21 protein-coding genes and 1 tRNA gene are annotated in these 19,432 nt (G+C 47.1%); 8 read left to right on the plus strand and 14 right to left on the minus strand.

The annotated features are described in order from the left end of the window. Positions 1 to 30: 30 nt before the first annotated feature. From OGX67_RS19095 to csgB, 4 genes are all read right to left on the minus strand, one after another. Entirely contained in the window at positions 31 to 351 is a 321-nt protein-coding gene (locus OGX67_RS19095; protein WP_257651997.1) for a YmdA family protein, read from the minus strand. 152 nt (positions 352 to 503) lie between these two features. Continuing rightward, entirely contained in the window at positions 504 to 836 is a 333-nt protein-coding gene (gene csgC, locus OGX67_RS19100; RefSeq protein ID WP_032948973.1) for a curli assembly chaperone CsgC, read from the minus strand. A gap of 60 nt (positions 837 to 896) precedes the next feature. Further along, positions 897 to 1,346, minus strand: a complete 450-nt coding sequence (gene csgA / locus OGX67_RS19105) for a curli major subunit CsgA (RefSeq protein WP_003846828.1) — start codon at positions 1,344 to 1,346, stop codon at positions 897 to 899. 40 nt (positions 1,347 to 1,386) lie between these two features. Next, positions 1,387 to 1,845 carry a curli minor subunit CsgB gene (csgB, locus tag OGX67_RS19110; RefSeq protein WP_003036094.1) on the minus strand — a complete coding sequence of 153 codons (459 nt, stop codon included), beginning with the start codon at positions 1,843 to 1,845 and terminating at the stop codon, positions 1,387 to 1,389. Between the two features lie 761 nt (positions 1,846 to 2,606). On the opposite strand from csgB, the gene csgD reads away from it, so the two are divergent. From csgD to csgG, 4 genes are read left to right on the plus strand one after another with little or no spacing between them, the layout of a single operon-like run. After that, on the plus strand, positions 2,607 to 3,257 hold the full coding sequence (gene csgD, locus OGX67_RS19115) for a biofilm master transcriptional regulator CsgD (RefSeq protein WP_057064869.1): 651 nt from the start codon (positions 2,607 to 2,609) through the stop codon (positions 3,255 to 3,257). A 4-nt stretch (positions 3,258 to 3,261) separates the two neighbouring features. Continuing rightward, positions 3,262 to 3,654: a curli production assembly/transport protein CsgE gene (csgE, locus tag OGX67_RS19120; RefSeq protein WP_003036087.1), complete on the plus strand. Its 393-nt coding sequence runs from the start codon at positions 3,262 to 3,264 to the stop codon at positions 3,652 to 3,654. Between the two features lie 25 nt (positions 3,655 to 3,679). Further along, positions 3,680 to 4,093, plus strand: a complete 414-nt coding sequence (gene csgF / locus OGX67_RS19125) for a curli production assembly/transport protein CsgF (protein WP_003036084.1) — start codon at positions 3,680 to 3,682, stop codon at positions 4,091 to 4,093. A 25-nt stretch (positions 4,094 to 4,118) separates the two neighbouring features. Next, on the plus strand, positions 4,119 to 4,952 hold the full coding sequence (gene csgG, locus OGX67_RS19130) for a curli production assembly/transport protein CsgG (protein ID WP_003036082.1): 834 nt from the start codon (positions 4,119 to 4,121) through the stop codon (positions 4,950 to 4,952). A 46-nt stretch (positions 4,953 to 4,998) separates the two neighbouring features. Here the strand turns inward: csgG and OGX67_RS19135 are convergent, their stop codons facing one another. From OGX67_RS19135 to ghrA, 4 genes are all read right to left on the minus strand, one after another. Further along, positions 4,999 to 5,481 (minus strand): DUF1097 domain-containing protein, encoded by a 483-nt coding sequence (locus tag OGX67_RS19135; RefSeq protein WP_008320293.1) that lies wholly within the window; start codon positions 5,479 to 5,481, stop codon positions 4,999 to 5,001. Positions 5,482 to 5,582: 101 nt separating this feature from the next. Beyond that, positions 5,583 to 6,137 (minus strand): TorD/DmsD family molecular chaperone, encoded by a 555-nt coding sequence (locus OGX67_RS19140; protein ID WP_003836798.1) that lies wholly within the window; start codon positions 6,135 to 6,137, stop codon positions 5,583 to 5,585. A gap of 23 nt (positions 6,138 to 6,160) precedes the next feature. Beyond that, positions 6,161 to 6,898, minus strand: a complete 738-nt coding sequence (locus OGX67_RS19145) for a phosphatase (RefSeq protein ID WP_003836800.1) — start codon at positions 6,896 to 6,898, stop codon at positions 6,161 to 6,163. A gap of 86 nt (positions 6,899 to 6,984) precedes the next feature. Beyond that, positions 6,985 to 7,923, minus strand: a complete 939-nt coding sequence (ghrA, locus tag OGX67_RS19150; protein WP_032948969.1) for a glyoxylate/hydroxypyruvate reductase GhrA — start codon at positions 7,921 to 7,923, stop codon at positions 6,985 to 6,987. Positions 7,924 to 8,159: 236 nt separating this feature from the next. Between ghrA and OGX67_RS19155 the strand changes: the two genes are divergently transcribed. The 4 genes from OGX67_RS19155 (at position 8,160) to OGX67_RS19170 (ending at position 12,382) form a co-directional block, all read left to right on the plus strand. Next, positions 8,160 to 8,247 (plus strand) — tRNA-Ser (locus tag OGX67_RS19155). 474 nt (positions 8,248 to 8,721) lie between these two features. Further along, positions 8,722 to 9,039, plus strand: a complete 318-nt coding sequence (locus OGX67_RS26880; protein ID WP_233597856.1) for a hypothetical protein — start codon at positions 8,722 to 8,724, stop codon at positions 9,037 to 9,039. A 567-nt stretch (positions 9,040 to 9,606) separates the two neighbouring features. Then, positions 9,607 to 10,521, plus strand: coding sequence for an EamA family transporter RarD (gene rarD / locus OGX67_RS19165; RefSeq protein ID WP_171862320.1), 915 nt, complete (start codon positions 9,607 to 9,609; stop codon positions 10,519 to 10,521). A 946-nt stretch (positions 10,522 to 11,467) separates the two neighbouring features. Then, positions 11,468 to 12,382, plus strand: a complete 915-nt coding sequence (locus OGX67_RS19170; protein ID WP_008320289.1) for a VirK/YbjX family protein — start codon at positions 11,468 to 11,470, stop codon at positions 12,380 to 12,382. Positions 12,383 to 12,765: 383 nt separating this feature from the next. Here OGX67_RS19170 and phoH read toward each other — a convergent pair whose 3' ends face one another. The 6 genes from phoH to putP all read right to left on the minus strand — a co-directional run bounded on the left by phoH (position 12,766) and on the right by putP (position 19,106). Then, a complete protein-coding gene (gene phoH, locus OGX67_RS19175) occupies positions 12,766 to 13,554 on the minus strand; it encodes a phosphate starvation-inducible protein PhoH (protein WP_003036052.1) in 789 nt (262 codons plus the stop codon). Then, entirely contained in the window at positions 13,533 to 13,829 is a 297-nt protein-coding gene (locus OGX67_RS19180; RefSeq protein WP_008320287.1) for a hypothetical protein, read from the minus strand. The genes phoH and OGX67_RS19180 overlap by 22 nt, the downstream gene beginning before the upstream one ends. Before the next feature lie 247 nt (positions 13,830 to 14,076). Further along, positions 14,077 to 15,360, minus strand: coding sequence for an iron uptake transporter deferrochelatase/peroxidase subunit (gene efeB, locus OGX67_RS19185; protein WP_071697327.1), 1,284 nt, complete (start codon positions 15,358 to 15,360; stop codon positions 14,077 to 14,079). 5 nt (positions 15,361 to 15,365) lie between these two features. After that, positions 15,366 to 16,493, minus strand: coding sequence for an iron uptake system protein EfeO (efeO, locus tag OGX67_RS19190; protein WP_286527004.1), 1,128 nt, complete (start codon positions 16,491 to 16,493; stop codon positions 15,366 to 15,368). 58 nt (positions 16,494 to 16,551) lie between these two features. After that, positions 16,552 to 17,385: an iron uptake transporter permease EfeU gene (gene efeU, locus OGX67_RS19195; RefSeq protein ID WP_003036041.1), complete on the minus strand. Its 834-nt coding sequence runs from the start codon at positions 17,383 to 17,385 to the stop codon at positions 16,552 to 16,554. Between the two features lie 212 nt (positions 17,386 to 17,597). Continuing rightward, positions 17,598 to 19,106, minus strand: a complete 1,509-nt coding sequence (putP, locus tag OGX67_RS19200; protein ID WP_032942939.1) for a sodium/proline symporter PutP — start codon at positions 19,104 to 19,106, stop codon at positions 17,598 to 17,600. Positions 19,107 to 19,432: the final 326 nt, after the last annotated feature.

Genomic DNA, 19,432 nt, shown 5'->3' on the forward strand with positions numbered 1-19,432 from the left:
CAAACGTGTGCATATGTACGCCGGAATGATTCATTTATATTCAATGTTAAGAATTGCCATGTTTTTCTGTTCATTGAGATAGTGCATTTTGACTGTGGCAATTTGCTGCACATTTTGAGGGGCAGTCGCGACCTGTTGCTGACTGTAGAGACTATTACGGATGGTGCCGTCGCGCATACATGACAATTCAATTTGCTGCTGCCGAGCGTTAACATCGCAAGGTGATTCAACTATTGCACCGCGAAAATGAATAACCCCGCCGGTTGAGATTTGTTGCGCCATTGCGGGGAGGGTAAAAAGAGAAATGCTGCACAAGCTGATACTAAAAAAACGCTTTAATAATGTACACATAAGGGTTCCTCAATGATTAGCCATCCTTGAGGGATCGAAATGATCCTTCGCCGCTGTGATTAACGATCAAATTAAAACGTTCAAACGTCTCTATATTCATAGAACAGCAGTGCATTCCCAGCCACACCCTTAATGCAAATACATCAAAAAAATCACGGGTGACCGTTTGAATCTGGCCATTGCTGAGACAGATGCAGAGACTGCCCATCCGAAACGGTAACGATAATTTTGACCGAATCCTCAGGTGAAATATTAAAACTCAGTTTAGTTAATTCAATCGGCCGATTAGCGGGGACCGAAAGGCTTGTTTTCTGCTGCGATTGGCTTTGTCCCCCGGACCCTTTACGTATGGCAAGGACTTGTACCTCACATACGCACGGTTGAGTTAACGTCACCTGAGGAATAATGGTGTACATATCACCTTGCTGAGTTGTATTGAATGTTATTTGATTTGCCAGCGCGGCAATGAGTAATAGCGTATGCATCATATTCTCCCGAAAAAAAACAGGGCTCACGCCCTGTTTATTATCAGTCAGAAAACTGAATTAGTGTTGGTTAGCTGTAGCGTTGTTACCAAAGCCAACCTGCTGAATCAGCACATTGGAGTCAGAGGCTGTCTGATTAACCAACGCACCGTTACGGCCACCGAACTGGGTCACGCTAATGTCAGCATTTTTTGCATTCCACTGATCGATAGTGGCACTGTTCTGGAAGCCGGTCTGTTTCAGGCTAATGGTACTGTCATCAGCACCCTGACCAACAACAGCTCCGTTGCCACGCCCGTGTTGTGTGATGGTGACATCTGATTTACGCGCATCACTTTGCAGAGCACTTGCAGAGTTGTTTGACCCATATTGGTAGATACTCAGTGAAGAGTCTGGGCCATAATTACTGCCACCACCATGATGATTGCCGCCCCATTGCGGAACAACACCAGCCAGAGCACTGCCAGAAACTACGATTGCTGCGAATGCTGCCACTTTTAAAAGTTTCATGGTAAACCCCCATCGGATTGATTTAAACGTCGTTAATGGATTAGCGTTGAGTCACGCGAATTGCCATTTGCGACTGTCTCTGCACCACAACTGCTGTTTTTTGTGTACCGTACTGGGTAATATTGGCTTTATTACCAGAGCCTTTCTGGATAATTACCGCCGTATTACCGTATGAACCTTGTTTAATACTCGCATCATTGGAACTACCCGTTTGATCAATATATGCAAAGTTATATGATCCCGTCTGGTCTGTTTTCGCTCGATTACCAGAACCTTCTTGCGAAATGACTGACAATAACTTCGAGCCCCCCTGGCGGGTATTTGCACTGTTCGCAGTGCCAACCTGACCAATAATGGCTGCCTGATTAAATGAAGACTTACTTAATTCATTTACCGCAAAGTTATATTCTGAATTAGCTAAATCATAACTTGTAGTCGCGGCTGCAATCCCAGGCACACCCAGCATTGTAAACATCATAAATAACAACTTGTTTTTCATGTTGTCACCCTGGACCTGGTCGTACATGAAGTTAAATTAATTACCACTCAAATTGTTGTTAACATGACTTACATTTGTTAACGCCACGTTACGATGAAGAGTATGTCTGCGGAAACATTTTAAATAACTCACCCGCCAGTTGTATTTTTATATTCAGATTCACCCCAAAGTACTAATTAACAGCGAACAATACCGTTACAGCTCTGGATTTCATTTCTTTTTTAACCCGGTGAATGAATTTCTATGCAGTAACAAAAAAAACGCGTTTTCCGCGTTTTCTGGGCCTCGTAGCGAGGTACTTCGATAGTTAGCAGTACAAGTCGTGACAAGCGTCATTTTTTTCTATCTAAAATTGTCCAACTTAAAGTAAGACGAAAAGATCGGAATTTATTAGAAATCAAAAACCATCTAAGCATAAATTTAATCCTTTAAAATCAATACTATATTATAATTTGTATGATTTTTTAAATCTATGCAGTATCGCCAAAATGTACAACTTTACTATCAAATCTAAACTTCTAAAAAACCCAAAAATCACATTTTAATATATAAATTTACATTATGTAACATGTTTAACACTTGCTTTAAGATTTGTAATAGCTAGATTGAAATCAGTTGAAGTCCATTTGTTTTAATATTTTCACCCCGTTGGGTCGATATTTTATTTCTACACAGCAGTGCAACATCTGTCAGTACTTCTGGTGCCTCTATTTTAGTAGAGACAGCTGTCAGGTGTGCGACTAAAAAAGTGGAGTTTCATCATGTTTAATGAAGTCCATAGTATTCATAGTCATACATTATTGTTGATCACTAAACCATCCCTGCAGGCAACTGCGTTATTACAGCATTTAAAACAATCGCTGGCGTTAACCGGAAAACTACATAATATTCAACGTTCTCTGGATGATATTTCCTCCAGCTGCATTGTTCTACTGGACATGATGGAGGCAGACAAAAAACTGATCCATTACTGGCAAGATAATTTGAGCAGAAAAAACAACAATATAAAGACGTTATTGTTGAATACCCCAGATGATTATCCTTATCGGGATATTGAAAACTGGCCGCATATCAATGGCGTATTCTACGCAACGGAAGATGAGCAGCGTGTCGTCAGCGGATTGCAAGGTGTGTTGCGTGGCGAATGCTACTTTTCACAAAAACTCGCCAGCTACCTGATCACGCATTCCGGGAACTACCGCTATAACAGCACGGAGTCGGCATTACTTACGCACCGTGAAAAAGAAATCCTTAATAAACTGCGTATTGGCGCCTCAAATATTGAAATCGCGCGTTCACTATTTATTAGTGAAAATACGGTTAAAACACATCTTTATAATCTTTTCAAAAAGATAGCTGTCAAAAATCGTACGCAGGCGGTCTCGTGGGCCAATGATAACCTCAGGCGATAAAGCCATGAAAAGCTATTTGTCCTGGATTGTGGCAGCAAATTTGTTCCTTGCTGCCGGGAATCTACACGCTGCTGTAGAGGTGGAGGTTCCCGGACTGTTGACTGACCACACTGTCTCTTCCATTGGCCATGATTTTTATCGTGCCTTTAGTGACAAGTGGGAAAGTAAGTACACAGGAAACTTAACCATTAATGAAAGGCCCAGTGCACGTTGGGGAAGTTGGATCACCATAACTGTCAATCAGGACGTTATCTTCCAGACTTTTTTATTCCCGACGAAAAGAGACTTCGACAAAATTGTGGTCTTCGCATTGGCAGAAACTGAGGAAGCATTAAATCGTCGGCAAATAGATCAAACGCTATTAAGTACGAGCGATTTAGCGCGCGATGAATTCTAAAACATGATTTTGTCCGGAGGCTTTCATGCGTGTCAAACATGCAGTGGTTTTGCTCATGCTGATTTCACCATTAAGTTGGGCCGGAAATATGACGTTCCAGTTCCGCAACCCTAACTTTGGTGGCAACCCAAATAACGGCTCTTTTTTACTGAACAGCGCTCAGGCGCAAAACTCGTATAAGGATCCGAGTGCTGGCGATTACGGGATTGAAACCCCATCAGCACTGGATAACTTTACCCAGGCAATACAGTCGCAAATACTCGGTGGCTTGCTCACCAATATCAATACCGGTAAACCGGGGAGGATGGTAACCAGCGATTTTATCGTTGATATCGCCAACCGGGATGGGCAACTGCAACTGAATGTCACGGACAGGAAAACGGGGAGAACGTCGACTATTGAAGTGTCGGGTTTACAAAATCAGTCGACCGATTTCTAAATTATAGCCACGAAAGGAAAAAATCATGCAGCGCTTACTTATCATGGTGGCAGTAATTTTACTCAGCGGATGTTTAACAGCTCCGCCTCAAGAAGCCGCTAAGCCGACATTAATGCCCCGGGCCCAAAGCTATAAAGATTTGACGCATCTGCCTATGCCTACAGGTAAGATCTTTGTGTCGGTATACAACATTCAGGATGAGACTGGCCAATTTAAACCTTACCCGGCAAGTAACTTCTCTACCGCCGTCCCGCAAAGCGCCACGGCTATGCTTGTCACCGCATTGAAAGATTCTCGTTGGTTCGTCCCTCTGGAACGTCAGGGGCTACAGAACTTGCTGAACGAACGTAAAATCATTCGTGCGGCTCAGGAAAACGGTACGGTTGCGATTAATAACCGGATCCCGCTACAGTCCCTGACCGCGGCAAACGTCATGGTGGAAGGGTCAATTATCGGTTATGAAAGCAACGTTAAATCGGGTGGTGTCGGTGCGCGTTATTTCGGTATTGGCGCCGATACGCAATACCAGCTCGACCAGATAGCGGTAAACCTGCGCGTAGTTAACGTCAGCACCGGTGAGATCCTGTCGTCAGTGAACACCAGTAAAACCATTTTGTCTTATGAAGTACAGGCTGGAGTGTTCCGCTTTATTGACTACCAGCGTCTGTTGGAAGGTGAAATTGGCTACACCTCTAACGAACCGGTTATGCTTTGTCTGATGTCAGCGATTGAAACAGGCGTTATCTTCTTAATTAATGACGGCATCGATCGCGGATTGTGGGATTTGCAGGATAAGAAACAAGTTGATAATGACATTCTGGTTAAATACCGCCATATGTCGGTACCGCCAGAATCCTGATGGATCTTTACTGCATAAAAAGCGTGAGGAAAACCCTCACGCTTTTTTATTTACTGGTCAGCGTCGGCGATATTCGATTTTCACGGCGAGATGCCAGCCACAGACCACTGTTTTTCATCGCATAGCCGAATACCAGGCCCAGTACCAGTGACGGTACAACCAGTCGCCAGTCGCCCTGCCCTGCAAATGTTGCACATGCGCCAATAAACGTGCCCGGTACAAATGAAAGCAACCATTGCTTTGCCTGGATACACATCAGAAAAGCGACAATTCCCGTCATGACATAACCAATAATGTCCATATGCGGGGCAAGCGCGCTACCGTTAATAATCACCAACGCCCACACCACACCGCTTAGCAGCGTACACGCCGAGATCCACAGTCCTTTTAGCCCACCTTGCGGGCAGGCGAAATAGGCCGTGCAACCCAGAAAGCCAGCCCAACTGAGTAAGCCAAGAGAAACGGCCACCCATCCCCAGATCCCAGAGAGAATGCCCGTTGTGATTGCAATTGAGAGAAGTATGTTCATGCCGCGTATCTTAGCAGAAAAACGACATAGGAATGAGATCGTGCACACAATTTATGCAAGCATGTAATTTGCGTTGCAGTTTAAAGTGATTTAAATCACATTTATTCGTCAGTATCTTCCTGCAATTCGTCCCACATTGCACTAATAGCATCACGTGTTAGCGGCGCCATGGTACGCCAGAACGGCGTGTTTGCGTGCGCCTCAACTTTGCCAAGGAACGTACCACACCAGGGCAGCAGGTAGTCTACAAACAAGGTTTCAAGCGCCTCACTTTCATCTTCCGCAGACTGGTCTTCAAGCCATGAAGCCGCCAGCAACAGCGTACCAATGTGATCTGCCGGCGTATCTGCCAGCGGCATGCCGCGGGCAGAAAGAAATGCACGAACATCCGATTCTTTCGCCCCTTCTACCCAGGCGCTACGATAAGGCGGCACAGCACACTCTTCACCGACAAACAGCGCGTTGTAATCTGCAGCCAGTTGGGGCATATCGCAGCTCTTCTGCAGACGAGTGAGCAGTTCGTCCTGTTCCAGCGGCCAGTTGGCGGACAGTTTACCTTCACTGATTAAGGTAAACAGGGGAACCAGTAAAGGGTCCTGCGGTTGGCGATAAAACAGCGAGCCCAGTACACGACACAGGATAGAAAACTCGTTCATTGATATATTCCAGTTAGTAACAATTACAGTTCAGCAAATTCCGCGATCGGCTCCATGCCTCGCGATTCCAGAAACGCCAACAGGCGTTTAGGTGTGACGTTTAAAATTCTGTCTTCAGGGAAATTAACATCATCCAGGATTTTACGGCATTCGCCAAATTCTCCCAGCGTGAAAGCAGTATGTGAATCCGACCCTAACGCCACCCAACCGCCAGCATCGCGCACAGCCGCAGCAACCGCACGACAATTATCCTCACTGCCCTTACGCGAATGCAAAAACGAAGAGTTATTGATTTCCAGTGCAACCTGGTACTTTGCCGCCGCCTGGGCAATTGCAGTAATATCAACCGGGTACTTGGGATTTCCCGGATGGCTAATGATGTGCACATTTCCGCTGGCCATCGTGGCTATCATTGCCTGGGTATTGGTTTCTTTATCGTGAGGTGCAAAAACTGGCTCATGGAAGCCCGCAATAATGAGGTCCAGAGAGGTAAACATCGGACCTGAACAGTCAATTTCGCCTTCAATATTCTTAATATTCGCCTCAATTCCGCGCAGGATCCCTACGCCATCTACAACACGTGGCCAAATACGCATATTGATAAAGTGCCAGTGGTGAGGCGCGTCCGCCATGTCCGGTCCATGATCGGTAATAGCAAACAGCTTGATGCCTTTGCGACGGGCTTCAGCGATGTAATCACTTAAGGTGCTGTAGGCGTGGGTGCTGGCGACGGTATGCATATGCAGGTCAACGGGATACATAACTCTCTCCTGTAGTCATTTTTCGTCAAGGATAGCAGGTATCGCCGCTATTTATTAGCTGAAACCCGGCATCCGCCGGGTTAGCATTAGTATCCCCGTACGCGATCGACCTGACCCGTAACGGATTTCCCGCTCTCAAGATCCAAAATCGTGCGGGAGATATAGTCCACCGCCTCCGCCGGGCGCGTTACCGCGGCAATATGCGGCGTCATTGCCACACGCGGATGTTTCCACAGAGGACTGGTTTCCGGCAGCGGTTCACGGCTATAGACATCCAGCATGGCACCTTTCACCTTGCCGCTGTCCAGCGATGCCAGAAGATCGTCTTCATTGAGATGAACACCACGCGCCAGGTTCAGTACGTAGGCGCCATCCAGCAATTGGCTAAGTAAATCAGCGTTAATAATACCTATGGTTTCTGCCGTATTAGGCAGGAGGTTGATAAGCACACGAGTTTGGCTCAAAAACGCGCCCAGTTCCTCAGTACCGGCGAAACTTTCCACGCCAGACCAGGATTTACGCGAACGGCTCCAGCAGCGCAGTGGGAATCCCCATGCTTGCAGGCTTTCGGCAACTTTTGCGCCCAATACCCCTGCTCCCATGATCCCGACGGTAAACTCCTCACGAGTATACTCTGGCAACGGTTGCCATTTCGCCTGATTTTTCAATGCCTGATAATCATCAAAGCGACGAAACCAGTGCAGCACCTGACTGACCGCATATTCCTGCATTTGCAGGCCCATACCCGTATCTTCCAGACGGAAAAGCGGGATCGACGCATCCAACATTTCCGGATGAGCATTGAGTTTACTGAGAATAGAATCGACGCCCGCGCCCAGCGCAAATACGGCTTTTAATTTTCGTCCTGCGAGCATTTCAACCGGCGGATGCCAGACCAGCGCATAGTCAGCATGTGCATTATCACCCGCTTTCCACTCACGAACGTTTGCACCAGGTATTGCCTTTGCCAACGCATTAATCCACCAGGTCGTATCGAATGTTGGGTGATAGAAAATTATATCCACATTGTCTCCTGAACATTGTTGTGCGGAACTTTCTCGCACTTATTATCATTATTTTCCGAGGGAACATCAGAGTAGCAAATTTTAGGATGCTGGCAAAAAAAACAATTCCCGCTTATTTATGCTCCATGTTGCTTGAAGTTTGTGTAAATGCACATTTTTTTCAAAAAGTTGATTGACGACGGGGCGGTGTTTCCCCTACATTAGCGCCCGTTCCGGTAGCACAGGAACAACAATATGGTGAGGTGTCCGAGTGGCTGAAGGAGCACGCCTGGAAAGTGTGTATACGGCAACGTATCCGGGGTTCGAATCCCCGCCTCACCGCCATATTTAAAGAAGAGCTCGTACGCAAGTACGGGCTTTTTTTTCGTATGTTGCACAGCATGGCGGGTATGAGAAGCCCGGACCGGGGTTCGACTACTGGCGCAGCCAGTTGGACAGACTGAGAGCACAGCGAACAGGCTGCCCGCAGAGCGAGCGAAGCGAATCAATCCCCGCCTCACCGCCATATCTTAAGAAGAGCTCGTACGCAAGTACGGGCTTTTTTTTCGTATGTTGCACAGCATGGCGGGTATGAGAAGCCCGGACCGGGGTTCGACTACTGGCGCAGCCAGTTGGACAGACTGTGAGCACAGCGAACAGGCTGCCCGCAGGGCGAGCGAAGCGAATCAATCCCCGCCTCACCGCCATATTTAAAGAAGAGCTCGTACGCAAGTACGGGCTTTTTTTTCGTATGTTGCACAGCATGGCGGGGATATCGCCCCGCTCAAGGTTTCTGCTCTACTTATCGCTGGTAGCGGCATGCATGAGACTTATCATGCCGGATTTCTTCATCAAATCACGCCAGATCCTCCGGTCCAGATTGCAGGTAATGACCTTCATAGCGGTTTACTCTTTCTCAAGCAACCAGCAGCGGAAGCCATCACCCATTGCCTAGTCCTGCGCAGTTTGCCCGCCAATACTCTCGGTTGTGCTGAGATATCAGCAAGCTGGTGGAGCATTGCTTTAATTTATTCCAGCGCGGCATTGCACCCGGTAATGATGCGCTTAAGCAAGGAATGCTGGCCAGGTGTTGTGAGTCCGGCAGCATCACGAATGGTGTGTAATACAGGGGTGTAAGCATCGATCGATTTCGTCGATCGATTACGTAAAAATTGATCTGCAAAATGAATTATCCCGCATGATTGTCCCTGTGCCACAATCTCTAAAACGAATTTAACTGATTGTTTATAAATCTAATTCCTGTCTTATTTAGGAGCGAACACCTTTTGTCCTGGAAGCTCGGCAGGGAAATAGCATAAAGGATGATGTGATGAAGAGATGCGCACGGTGTAATAAGAAAAGGAGCGTCTTTGAACAGTGGCTCTCACTCGATACAGAATTCTGCGACGAGTGCTTATTTGATATTGACGAGGAAATCAGGGAAAGGCAAATACTCCCCGTCAGACGTCTGAAAGATGATCCAGCCCGCAATACAAATCGGAAGTCTTCCCCTTGATTTTTATCATCATTTTATAGATACGATTATGATAAATTTCACCTTGTTTTTTATATCACCCTGACTGTAAATGAGATTGAGTACTGTAACAGCACACGTTTCTCTTAAGAGCAGGTACATGCCAGAGTGAAGGGTTGACAATGCTCTTCAGAAGAACATGTCGGTATGGCAAGCAAGGATACACATAAATGGTAAAGTTTCTGCGAAATGGACCCGCAGTTGTTGTTCTGGCATTTATATTATGGGGCCTGATCCCATTGTTTTATCAATATCTATCTGGCGGAACCCTCGCTGAAATTTTGATGTACAGAGTTTTCTGGTCTATACCTCTATTACTGCCAATAAGATTATTATTTCGTAAGAGAACGTTTTTTCGCGATTTACTGAAAGATAAAACCTCCTTCATATCCTGCATGATAGCAGGCTTGCTAATGGTAATTTCGTGGTCAGCTTTTATTTATGCATTAACAAATCATAAGGTACTCGACGCCAGTCTGGGATATTTTATCAACCCACTTATTGTCATTTGCCTTGGCTGTATTTTTCTTAAAGAAAAACCATCATTATTTCAACTTATAGCAGTAATATCCGGCGTATGTGGTCTTGGCTATCAGATTATTTCCGCAAACAGTTTTCCTTCACTAGCGTTAATCATGGGGTTTTCATTTGCATTGTACGGACTGGCGCGAAAATTTATCCATTACGATGCAATAACCTCAATCACGCTTGAAACATTCTGGGCTCTACCTGTTGCTCTTTTCATCTTTATCTATACTGGCTCGAGTATAACTACATCATCTGACATCTCTCTGTTCCTTTATATATTAACCGCTCCCGTTACAGTAATTCCGTTAGTGTTATTTGCAGTAGCGCTAAATCGTACATCTCTTATTGTGACAGGTCTTGCTCAGTATATAGAACCATCCTTGCAATTTCTCATTGCCATACTTATATTTGGAGAAGTTATTAATTACTCCGAGCTATTTTGTTTTTCAGCGGTATGGTTTGGATTGTTGCTATGTATATTTGAGAGTCTTTACTATCATTACCGACGTAATCCTCCACGGTCTGAAAGTAATCATCCTGCAGGCACTTTACGGTGATGTACATGCAGAATATAAAACTCAGTACGCTTATTCGTTTCCCTGGAACACGCGCTCAGGTATGAATGAGTAAACAATTCGAGTTTGTTTATTCAAGATTACCACGTCATTTAGGTACATAGGACAGTTGACTGCATGTTCATGGTTAAAGCCGGACAAAAAAATTTTTCCGATACCTTTATACAGATTGGCACTGTTCATCACCGGTGAATCCCCCGGAACACTGCCGCACTGCAACCAGGCATCGAGCTAGTGCATTTCTCTGAGAACGTGAGTGACCAGAGAATGTTGCGGCCGATCGGTAAAGTCTCTGTATCCGGAAATATTCTTAACGGCAGTACCCTATTCGTGCGTCAGCCAGCGAATCAGGTTCCCCTTGGTATTGTTTTGCGGGCCTGTTTCATAACCATACAATGCAAACTCCTTTTCAGTACAAAAGGTTACCAAAAATATACTGGGCATTATATCCGGAAAGAAAGTCAGGAATGTGTATATCCCAATTTAAGTTATTCAATTTGACAATAATCCACGAAAACCGGCGTATTGCGCGGGAATACAGCCAATTGTGATAGCTGTCATCGTTCAAAATTTGTCCTGACGTTCAAAGTCGTGCGTTTTCCAAACACCCATGGCTCGCTGAATCACATGATTTACTTCGTTATGTGGTTGACAAGTCAACCTACCAGTTTACTCAATGAACATCGGTATGTTTGTAAAGTATACTTTGTTTAACAAATATATATGTTCTTCTCTGTAGAATGAAAAAAATTTGTTTTCATCAGGATATGCGGAAGAGAGAGCGCCTAATGATTATCAACAAAACTGGCATGTCAGATATAAATTTATTTTCAAAATGTTTCGCATTAACAAAACAGCGTCAGAGATTCCAGTATTTACACCTTGCACGTAAATAAATTTAAACACCCTGAATTAATAATGAATACTTATGAAAAATACATCATATCTAAGTTTCTTTAACCAAATTCTATTGGCACGTGGACCTTTGCATAGCAAATGGAAGAACAAAAAATTTCGACTCATGTATCTTTTACGATCTATGATAAGTCCTGTCTCCAGTATTCGGTATTATCAAGAATTACATTCCCTTAAATCAATTGATAAGATTTTAGAGATGCAACCTACGTTACCAGCCAAAATTCATCGTCCCTATTTACATAAAGGAGGGCTGGCATGGAATCGAAGGAAAAACATTATTGGTCACTACCGTTTTGTCCAGAGTTTACCAGTGAAACACCAGGCGTTATTATTACCCGACAGAGATGTGCTATTGGTCCATTTCACCGGAAAAAATGGTGAGGATTTTGATATTCACTGTTCTTCAGGCGGTTTTGATCGTGAAGGAGAACTGATGTTATCTCTGAGTTTTAACAACACCCCGGTGGCCCGATTGTCCTTCTCGGTTATCCCGTCAAAAAAAGGACATTGTGCATTTATTGGCGGTCTGCAGGGGGCACCAAAAAATATTGGCCCAGACATTATTCGTGACGCTACTAAAGCCTGCTATGGACTATTCCCTAAGCGGATCGTTTTTGAGGTTCTTTGTTCATTGATGCGTTGCTGTGATATCACTAATATTTTAGCAGTTAGTGAACAGAGCCATGTTTTCAGGCAATGGCGATACCGGTACAAGAAACGTAAATACTTTGTTGCCCTGTACAGTGATTTTTGGGAATCAGTTGCTGGTCGTCCATACGGTAATTGGTATAAGTTGCCAATTTATGTAGAGCGTAAGTCATTTAATGAGCTTGCCAGTAAAAAACGCGCGGAATACCGGAGACGGTATGACCTGTTGGATCATATTAATGAGGAAATCATGATTCTTCTGCAAAATCAGATGTAACATAATGTCGTAACTTAGCTCAGAAACTGGCTGATGAATGCGACATCTCGATAAAAGCGTAGTTATCGTTCCGCGTTGGCGAATCATTACACGAACGTCCGCTGAGTGCTGTGAGCTCAACGGGTCGCTGATCCGCGAGACGCATTCATCACTGGATAAACGCATGAGTCTAAAATAAGGTGTTCTCTATTCCACAGTTCATAAATCAAGCTTTTGACATATCTCAAGTCAGGCAAGGTTCCCCCTCGACTTCAGATATCCTGGTTTCTACTCGTTTTCGATGTTCTATTTCATCAGAGCATACTATTTCAATTTCTAAAATTTACTTAATAACACACAAATAACAAAGCCCGGTTTCCCGGGCCTTGAAGACGGAGTACTTATCAGTTGTAAGCGTTGAGCGTCCGCTGACAGAGCGCAGAGCGGACGCAATCGTCTTTATTGAAACGAACAATCCCAACCATATCATCTTCTTCGAAACGGGCCAGCGCATCGCTAAGCCCTGAGCGAACGTGAGCTGGAAGATCGCACTGGGTCACATCCCCATTCACAATCACCGTCACATTCTCCCCGAGGCGGGTCAAAAACATCTTCATTTGCGCAGCAGTGACGTTCTGAGCCTCGTCAAGAATGACCACTGCATTTTCAAATGTACGTCCACGCATATAGGCGAACGGCGCGATTTCCACCTTACCAATCTCAGGTCGCAGGCAATATTGCATGAAGGAGGCTCCCAGCCGTTTCACCAGCACGTCATACACGGGGCGAAAATAAGGAGCGAACTTCTCGGAAACATCTCCAGGTAAGAAGCCGAGGTCTTCATCAGCTTGCAGAACTGGACGGGTTACAATGATCCGGTCCACGTCTTTGTGGATCAGAGCCTCTGCAGCTTTTGCCGCGCTGATCCAGGTTTTACCACACCCGGCTTCACCGGTGGCGAAGATCAGCTGTTTACTCTCGATAGCATTCAGGTAGTGCGCCTGAGCTTCATTCCGCGCCGTGATTGGCGTGGCGTCGCGACTGTCACGCGCCATACCGATCGCTTCTACGCCGCCCATCTGCACAAGCGAGGTGACCGATTCATCTTCACGTTGCTTATGGCTACGCGAATCCCGCCTCAGCACACGTTTTGCTTCACGACGAGCTTTGATCACTGCTTTTTGTCTTCCCATGGATAGCACCTTGAGTTGTAGGTATACATCACACGTGCCGTTGGCGGCACGATTATGCGCACGAACATCTGAGGGTTGGCTTCCTTGTAAGCCATTGCTTGCTTTCGGATAAGACGCCACACACGGCTACGCGCACCGTACAGGGCGTCAGTAACAAGGATAAGAAGTGAATGAGAGAGAGATTTAGCGGTGACGAGGTGGCTACCGGAAGAGAAACGTCCGCGTAAGGTACTGCTGTTACTGTGAAAAACATGTCCAGTACAGGACTTTTCCATTCGCGATCTCCATAGTGAATGACTATCACCGCCGGGAACTACCGCTATTACTTATAATTACATCATAACCTTTCGCTAATGCAACAATGCTTTTACTTATTGTTAACTTAAATTCTATCTTATCACCAGAGACAGTCTCTTGCAGAGAGATGACAGAATTATTTCAGTCGCATACCGATCATAAAAAATAGTTTGTTCCTTCATCAAGATGTCAGGAAAAACCCCGCTGTACTGCGGGGCATCATCATCAGGCTTCGAGCAGAGACTGTCCCAGATAATTGTCTGCAGTTTTAACGCCCGGCAAAGCAAAGAAATATCCCCCGCCAATCGGTTTGACATACTCTTCGAGCGCTTCACCATTCAGACGTTTCTGCACCGCCAAAAATCCTTTTTCCAGATCGTGTTGATAGCAAACAAACAACAGCCCCATATCCAGTTGACCGGAATTGGTCACACCGAGCGAATAACTGTAGCCACGACGCATCATCAGGCTCGAGTCGGTCTCTTTCGTGCGCGGGTTTGCCAGGCGGATATGACTGTCGAGCGCAATCACCTCACCTTCAGGATCACTGGCATAGTCAGGCACATCATGCTCATGCTGCATACCCAGCGGCGCGCCGGTGTGTTTATCACGACCAAAAATCGTTTGCTGCTCTTTCAGCGGCGTACGATCCCAGAACTCAACGCGGAACTGAATGAGCCTGACGGCCTGATAACTGCCACCTTGCGCCCAGGCAGGTTCGCCCTGCCCATCCGTCACCCACACCACGTCTTGCATCAACTTCGCATCTGTAGCGTCCGGATTCGCGGTGCCGTCTTTAAAGCCAAGCAGGTTGACCGGGGTCTCTTTGCCATTGCTGCGCGCGGCGTGGTCAGAAATAAACCCTTCACGTTTCCAGCGCACGCTGAGGAGATCGGGCGTATGTTTAATGATATCGCGCAACGCGTGGATGACCGTGTCCTGGGTGTTGGCACAAATCTGCAGCAGCAAATCGCCATGGCACAGCGCCGCATCCAGCGAATCATTCGGGAAGCGGGTCATTTTTTGCAGCTTTTTCGGCATCTGCGGTTTCAGACCATAACGTTCATCGAACACCGATGAACCAACCGACAACGTCATCGTCAGGTTGTCTGGCGCAATGTATGCGCCGAGGATACCTGAATCCATAGGAGGGAGACGCGGATTGGGCGTATCCGGTGCCGGTCCACCGGTGGTCAGAAACGCAAATCGGCTAGTCAACAACCGAAATAAACGCTCAAGATCGGCCTTATCGCTGGCGAGAACATCGAATGCCACCAGCATCATTGATGCCTGCTGCGGCGTCAGGATCCCCGCCTGATGCTGACCATAAAACGGCTGCGTTTCACTACGCGCATCCGGAGACAGCGTACCCGGCGCGCTTTGTGGTTTTTGCGCGTGGGCAACCGGACACCCACCCGCCAGCGCCAGCGCCCCACCCAGGGCGCCCATCCCTTTCAGTAAACGTCGGCGTGACGGTTCGCTCACGCCGTTTTCATTATCTTGCTGCATAGTGCTTAATCCAGACCCAGAACACCGCGTAATTGCGACAAGTCTTCCGCCAGCGTCGTGATTGGCCCTTTCAGCGCATTACGATCGGCATCAGTCAGTTTGTCATAGGTTTCAAAACCGTCTTTGGTACGGTACTTGCTCAGAATGGTATCAACCTTTTTGAAGTTCGCATCCACCTTCGCCAGCAGCTCAGCATTGGATTTTTGCAACTGAGGACGCAGGAGATCGACAATTTTCTGCGCGCCATCTACGTTGGCCTGGAAATCCCACAGATCGGTATGGCTGTAGCGATCTTCTTCCCCACTGATTTTGCTGGCAGCAACTTCTTCAATCAGTCCTGCTGCCCCGCCAACAACTTTTGACGGTGGGAAAGCCAGCTCGCTAATACGCGTTTGCAGGTCAAGAACATCGCTATTTAATTGGTCGGCGTACTTTTCCATACCTTTGGTGGTATTGTCGCCAAACAGCGCTTTCTCCAGGCGGTGGAAGCCGGTGAATTTAGGATCGGCGGCTTTTTGCTCATAATCATCTTCACGCGCATCGATGCTGCCGTCGAGATCGGAGAACAGTTCAGCAATCGGTTCAATACGCTCATAATGCTGACGGGTTGGCGCATACAGCGATTTCGCTTTTTCCAGATCGCCTGCTTTAATCGCATCAGTGAAGGCTTTAGTGCCCGCAACCAACTGCGCGGTTTCAGCTGTCACATAAGCTTTATATTCGGTAATCGCGCCGCTCAGACTCAGCAGAGCATCGCTCTGTGCGGCATCCGTCGTTGCGCTACCTTTTACGATCAGTTTGCCTTTCGGGTTAGTCAACAGACCGCAGGTCATATCATATTCGCCAGGCTGCAGGTTAGCGGTCATTTTCTGGCTAAAACCTGGTGCAATGTTTTCGCGCTCTTCAACCACCATAACGCCTTTAAGAATTTCCCACTCCAGCGCTTTCTGGCTGTGGTTCTGGATGATGAACTGCGTTTTCCCGGCGTTAACCGTGATCGTCATCGGTTCACACTGTTTGTCGTTAACCGTGACTTTCACCTGCGGAATATCGGCGGCTTGTGCAGAAAAAGCGGATGCAAACAGCGCGGCAATACCCAACTGCAGCGCACTACGGCGAAAATTAAACGTCATAACCTATCCCTATAAATAAGTATGTTGTAACTAAAAAGTATTCTGCATCGCGTTTTTATCAAGGTGCGGTACGCGATGCCGTAGTGCCTGAACGCGGCGGTAGCGCAAACATAATCAACGCCGGAATCAGGTAGATAAACCAGACAGCGACTTCACTAACGCTTGGCGCTTCCTGATAGCCGAAAATACCTTCCATCAATGTGCCAAACAGCGAATGCGTCGACAGCACACTGCTCAGGTCAAACGCCACATCCTGAAAATGATTCCACAACCCAGCTTCGTGGAAAGCGCGGATCGCCCCAGCGGCAAGACCGGCAGCTACCAGCAAAATGAACAGGCTGGTCCATTTAAAGAATGCCCCGAGGTTGAGGCGAATGCCGCCGAGGTAAATCAGGTATCCCAGTACCACTGCGGTAGCCAGTCCCAGCATCGCGCCTAACGGCGGCCAGATGCCTACATCCTGCTGGAATGCCGCCAGCAGGAAGAACACCGATTCCAGCCCTTCTCGCGCAACAGCAAAAAAGACCATCATCACCAGCGCCCAGCCGTGATGATTACCGCGTTGCAACGCGTTATCGACAGCCTGTTCAAGCTGAACTTTGACGTTGCGGGAAACTTTACGCATCCAGAACACCATCCAGGTGAGGATCACCACGGCAATAACCGCCACGATACCTTCAAACAGCTCCTGTTCTTTTTGCGGAAATTCACCGGTGGTTTCGTTGATGAAAATCCCTAACGCCAGGCATAACGCCGCCGCCAGCAGAACACCAATCCACATCACACCAATCCATCGACCGCGCTGAGTCCGTTTCAGGTAGCTGGCAATCAGGCTGACAATCAGCGCGGCCTCTAACCCTTCGCGCAACATAATTAGAAATGGAACAAACATGCGAAGAACCCTTAAACGTTATTCTCGGTCAATTGATGAAAAGAAAAGTAAATTACAGTGATAGTGATTATCATTACAGCAAAGAAAAACTCAAGCAGAATGTTTTGAGAATGATGACTTAATGTAAACAGTTAGGCGGGTAATGGTTATGCAGGTTTGCGGGGGCGCAATAAAAAGCCCGCGCACGGCGGGCTTCAGGGACAGGAGATAAATTATTCTGCCTGTAAACGCGATGGCGGAGCTGAGTGATAATGCGCGTCAGCCTCGGCAAAACGTTGCTGCATAGCAGTTGAAGGTGCTTTCCCCAACAGGCTGAAGACCACAATACCGATGCTGCCGAAAACAAAGCCCGGGATGATTTCATACAGACCCAGCCAGGCGAACTGCTTCCAGACGATTACCGTCACCGCACCGATGATCATCCCTGCCAGCGCGCCGTTGCGGGTCATACGCGACCACATTACCGAGAACAGAACCACCGGGCCAAACGCCGCGCCGAAGCCCGCCCAGGCGTAGCTTACCAGACCCAGCACGCGGTTCTCCGGGTTCGCCGCCAGCGCGATAGACACCAGCGCCACGACCAGCACCATGATGCGGCCAATCCATACCAGCTCTTTCTGGCTGGCATTTTTACGCAGGAACGCTTTGTACAAATCTTCGGTGATTGCGCTGGAGCACACCAGCAGCTGGCAGCTCAGGGTCGACATAACCGCAGCGAGGATCGCAGACAGCAGAATACCGGCAATCCACGGGTTAAACAGGATTTGCGCCAGTTCAATAAACACACGCTCGGCGTTCTGGTTAACGGCACCGGCAAGCTGTGGGTTGTTGTTAAAGTAAGCAATACCAAAGAAGCCCACAGCCACGGCACCTGCCAGACACAGGATCATCCAGGCCATGCTAATGCGGCGAGCATGAACGATGCTATGGTGGGAATCTGCAGCCATAAAGCGCGCCAGAATATGCGGCTGACCAAAGTAGCCCAGACCCCAGCCCATCAGCGAAATGATGGCAACAAAATTCAGCCCTTTGAACATGTCCACGTTCTCAATGCTCTTTTGTTTAATCACTTCCAGCGAATCGTCGAATCCACCCACGCCAATGACTACCATCACCGGTGTCAGGATCAGAGCAAAGATCATCAGGCTGGCCTGGACGGTATCGGTCCAGCTAACAGCCAGGAAACCACCAATAAAGGTATAGATGATCGTCGCGGCCGCGCCCGCCCACAGTGCTGTTTCGTAGCTCATGCCAAAGGTGCTTTCAAACAGACGCGCCCCTGCCACAATCCCTGATGCACAATAGATGGTGAAAAACAGCAGAATAACCAGCGCGGAGATAATACGTAGAATTCGGCTTTTATCTTCAAAGCGACCGGTAAAGTAATCCGGTAACGTCAGCGCATTGTTATTGTATTCGGTGTGTACGCGTAAACGTCCGGCCACCAGCTTCCAGTTGATCCAGGCGCCCAAGATAAGGCCGATGGCGATCCAGCTTTCTGAAATGCCCGACAGAAAAATTGCGCCAGGCAGACCCATCAGCAACCAGCCGCTCATGTCAGATGCCCCAGCGGATAACGCGGTCACGAACGGACCCAGACTGCGTCCCCCCAGAATGTAATCGTCAAAGTTTTTGGTTGAACGCCATGCAATAAACCCTATCAATATCATGCCGAAAATATAGACACAGAATGTCACTAACATCGGTGTGCTAATAGCCATCAAAACTCTCCAAAATTATGTATCAGCAATGCCGTGGCTTGCCGTTTTATTACCCTGCCGGAACGTGGCAAAGATATCTATGTTGACCAGGGCGACCGTATCCTGCCGGAAGCGATGGTTATTCACAATCGATTTAACACACCATTTACATCAAATTTGATCCAGAGTAGATAGCATTTTTCTGTAGGTTGCACTCTCTCACATTTTTTTCGGTTGCACCTTTTAAAAGTGTTAACTACCGCAGAGAAAAAGATTCTGTAATTTTTACAGCCCACATCACAAGACTCATATTTATTAACATCTCATTCATTTCCAAGCTTGCAAAC

It is taken from the genome of Citrobacter sp. Cf118 (assembly GCF_030334095.1).
Taxonomy (GTDB): Bacteria; Pseudomonadota; Gammaproteobacteria; order Enterobacterales; family Enterobacteriaceae; genus Citrobacter; species Citrobacter freundii.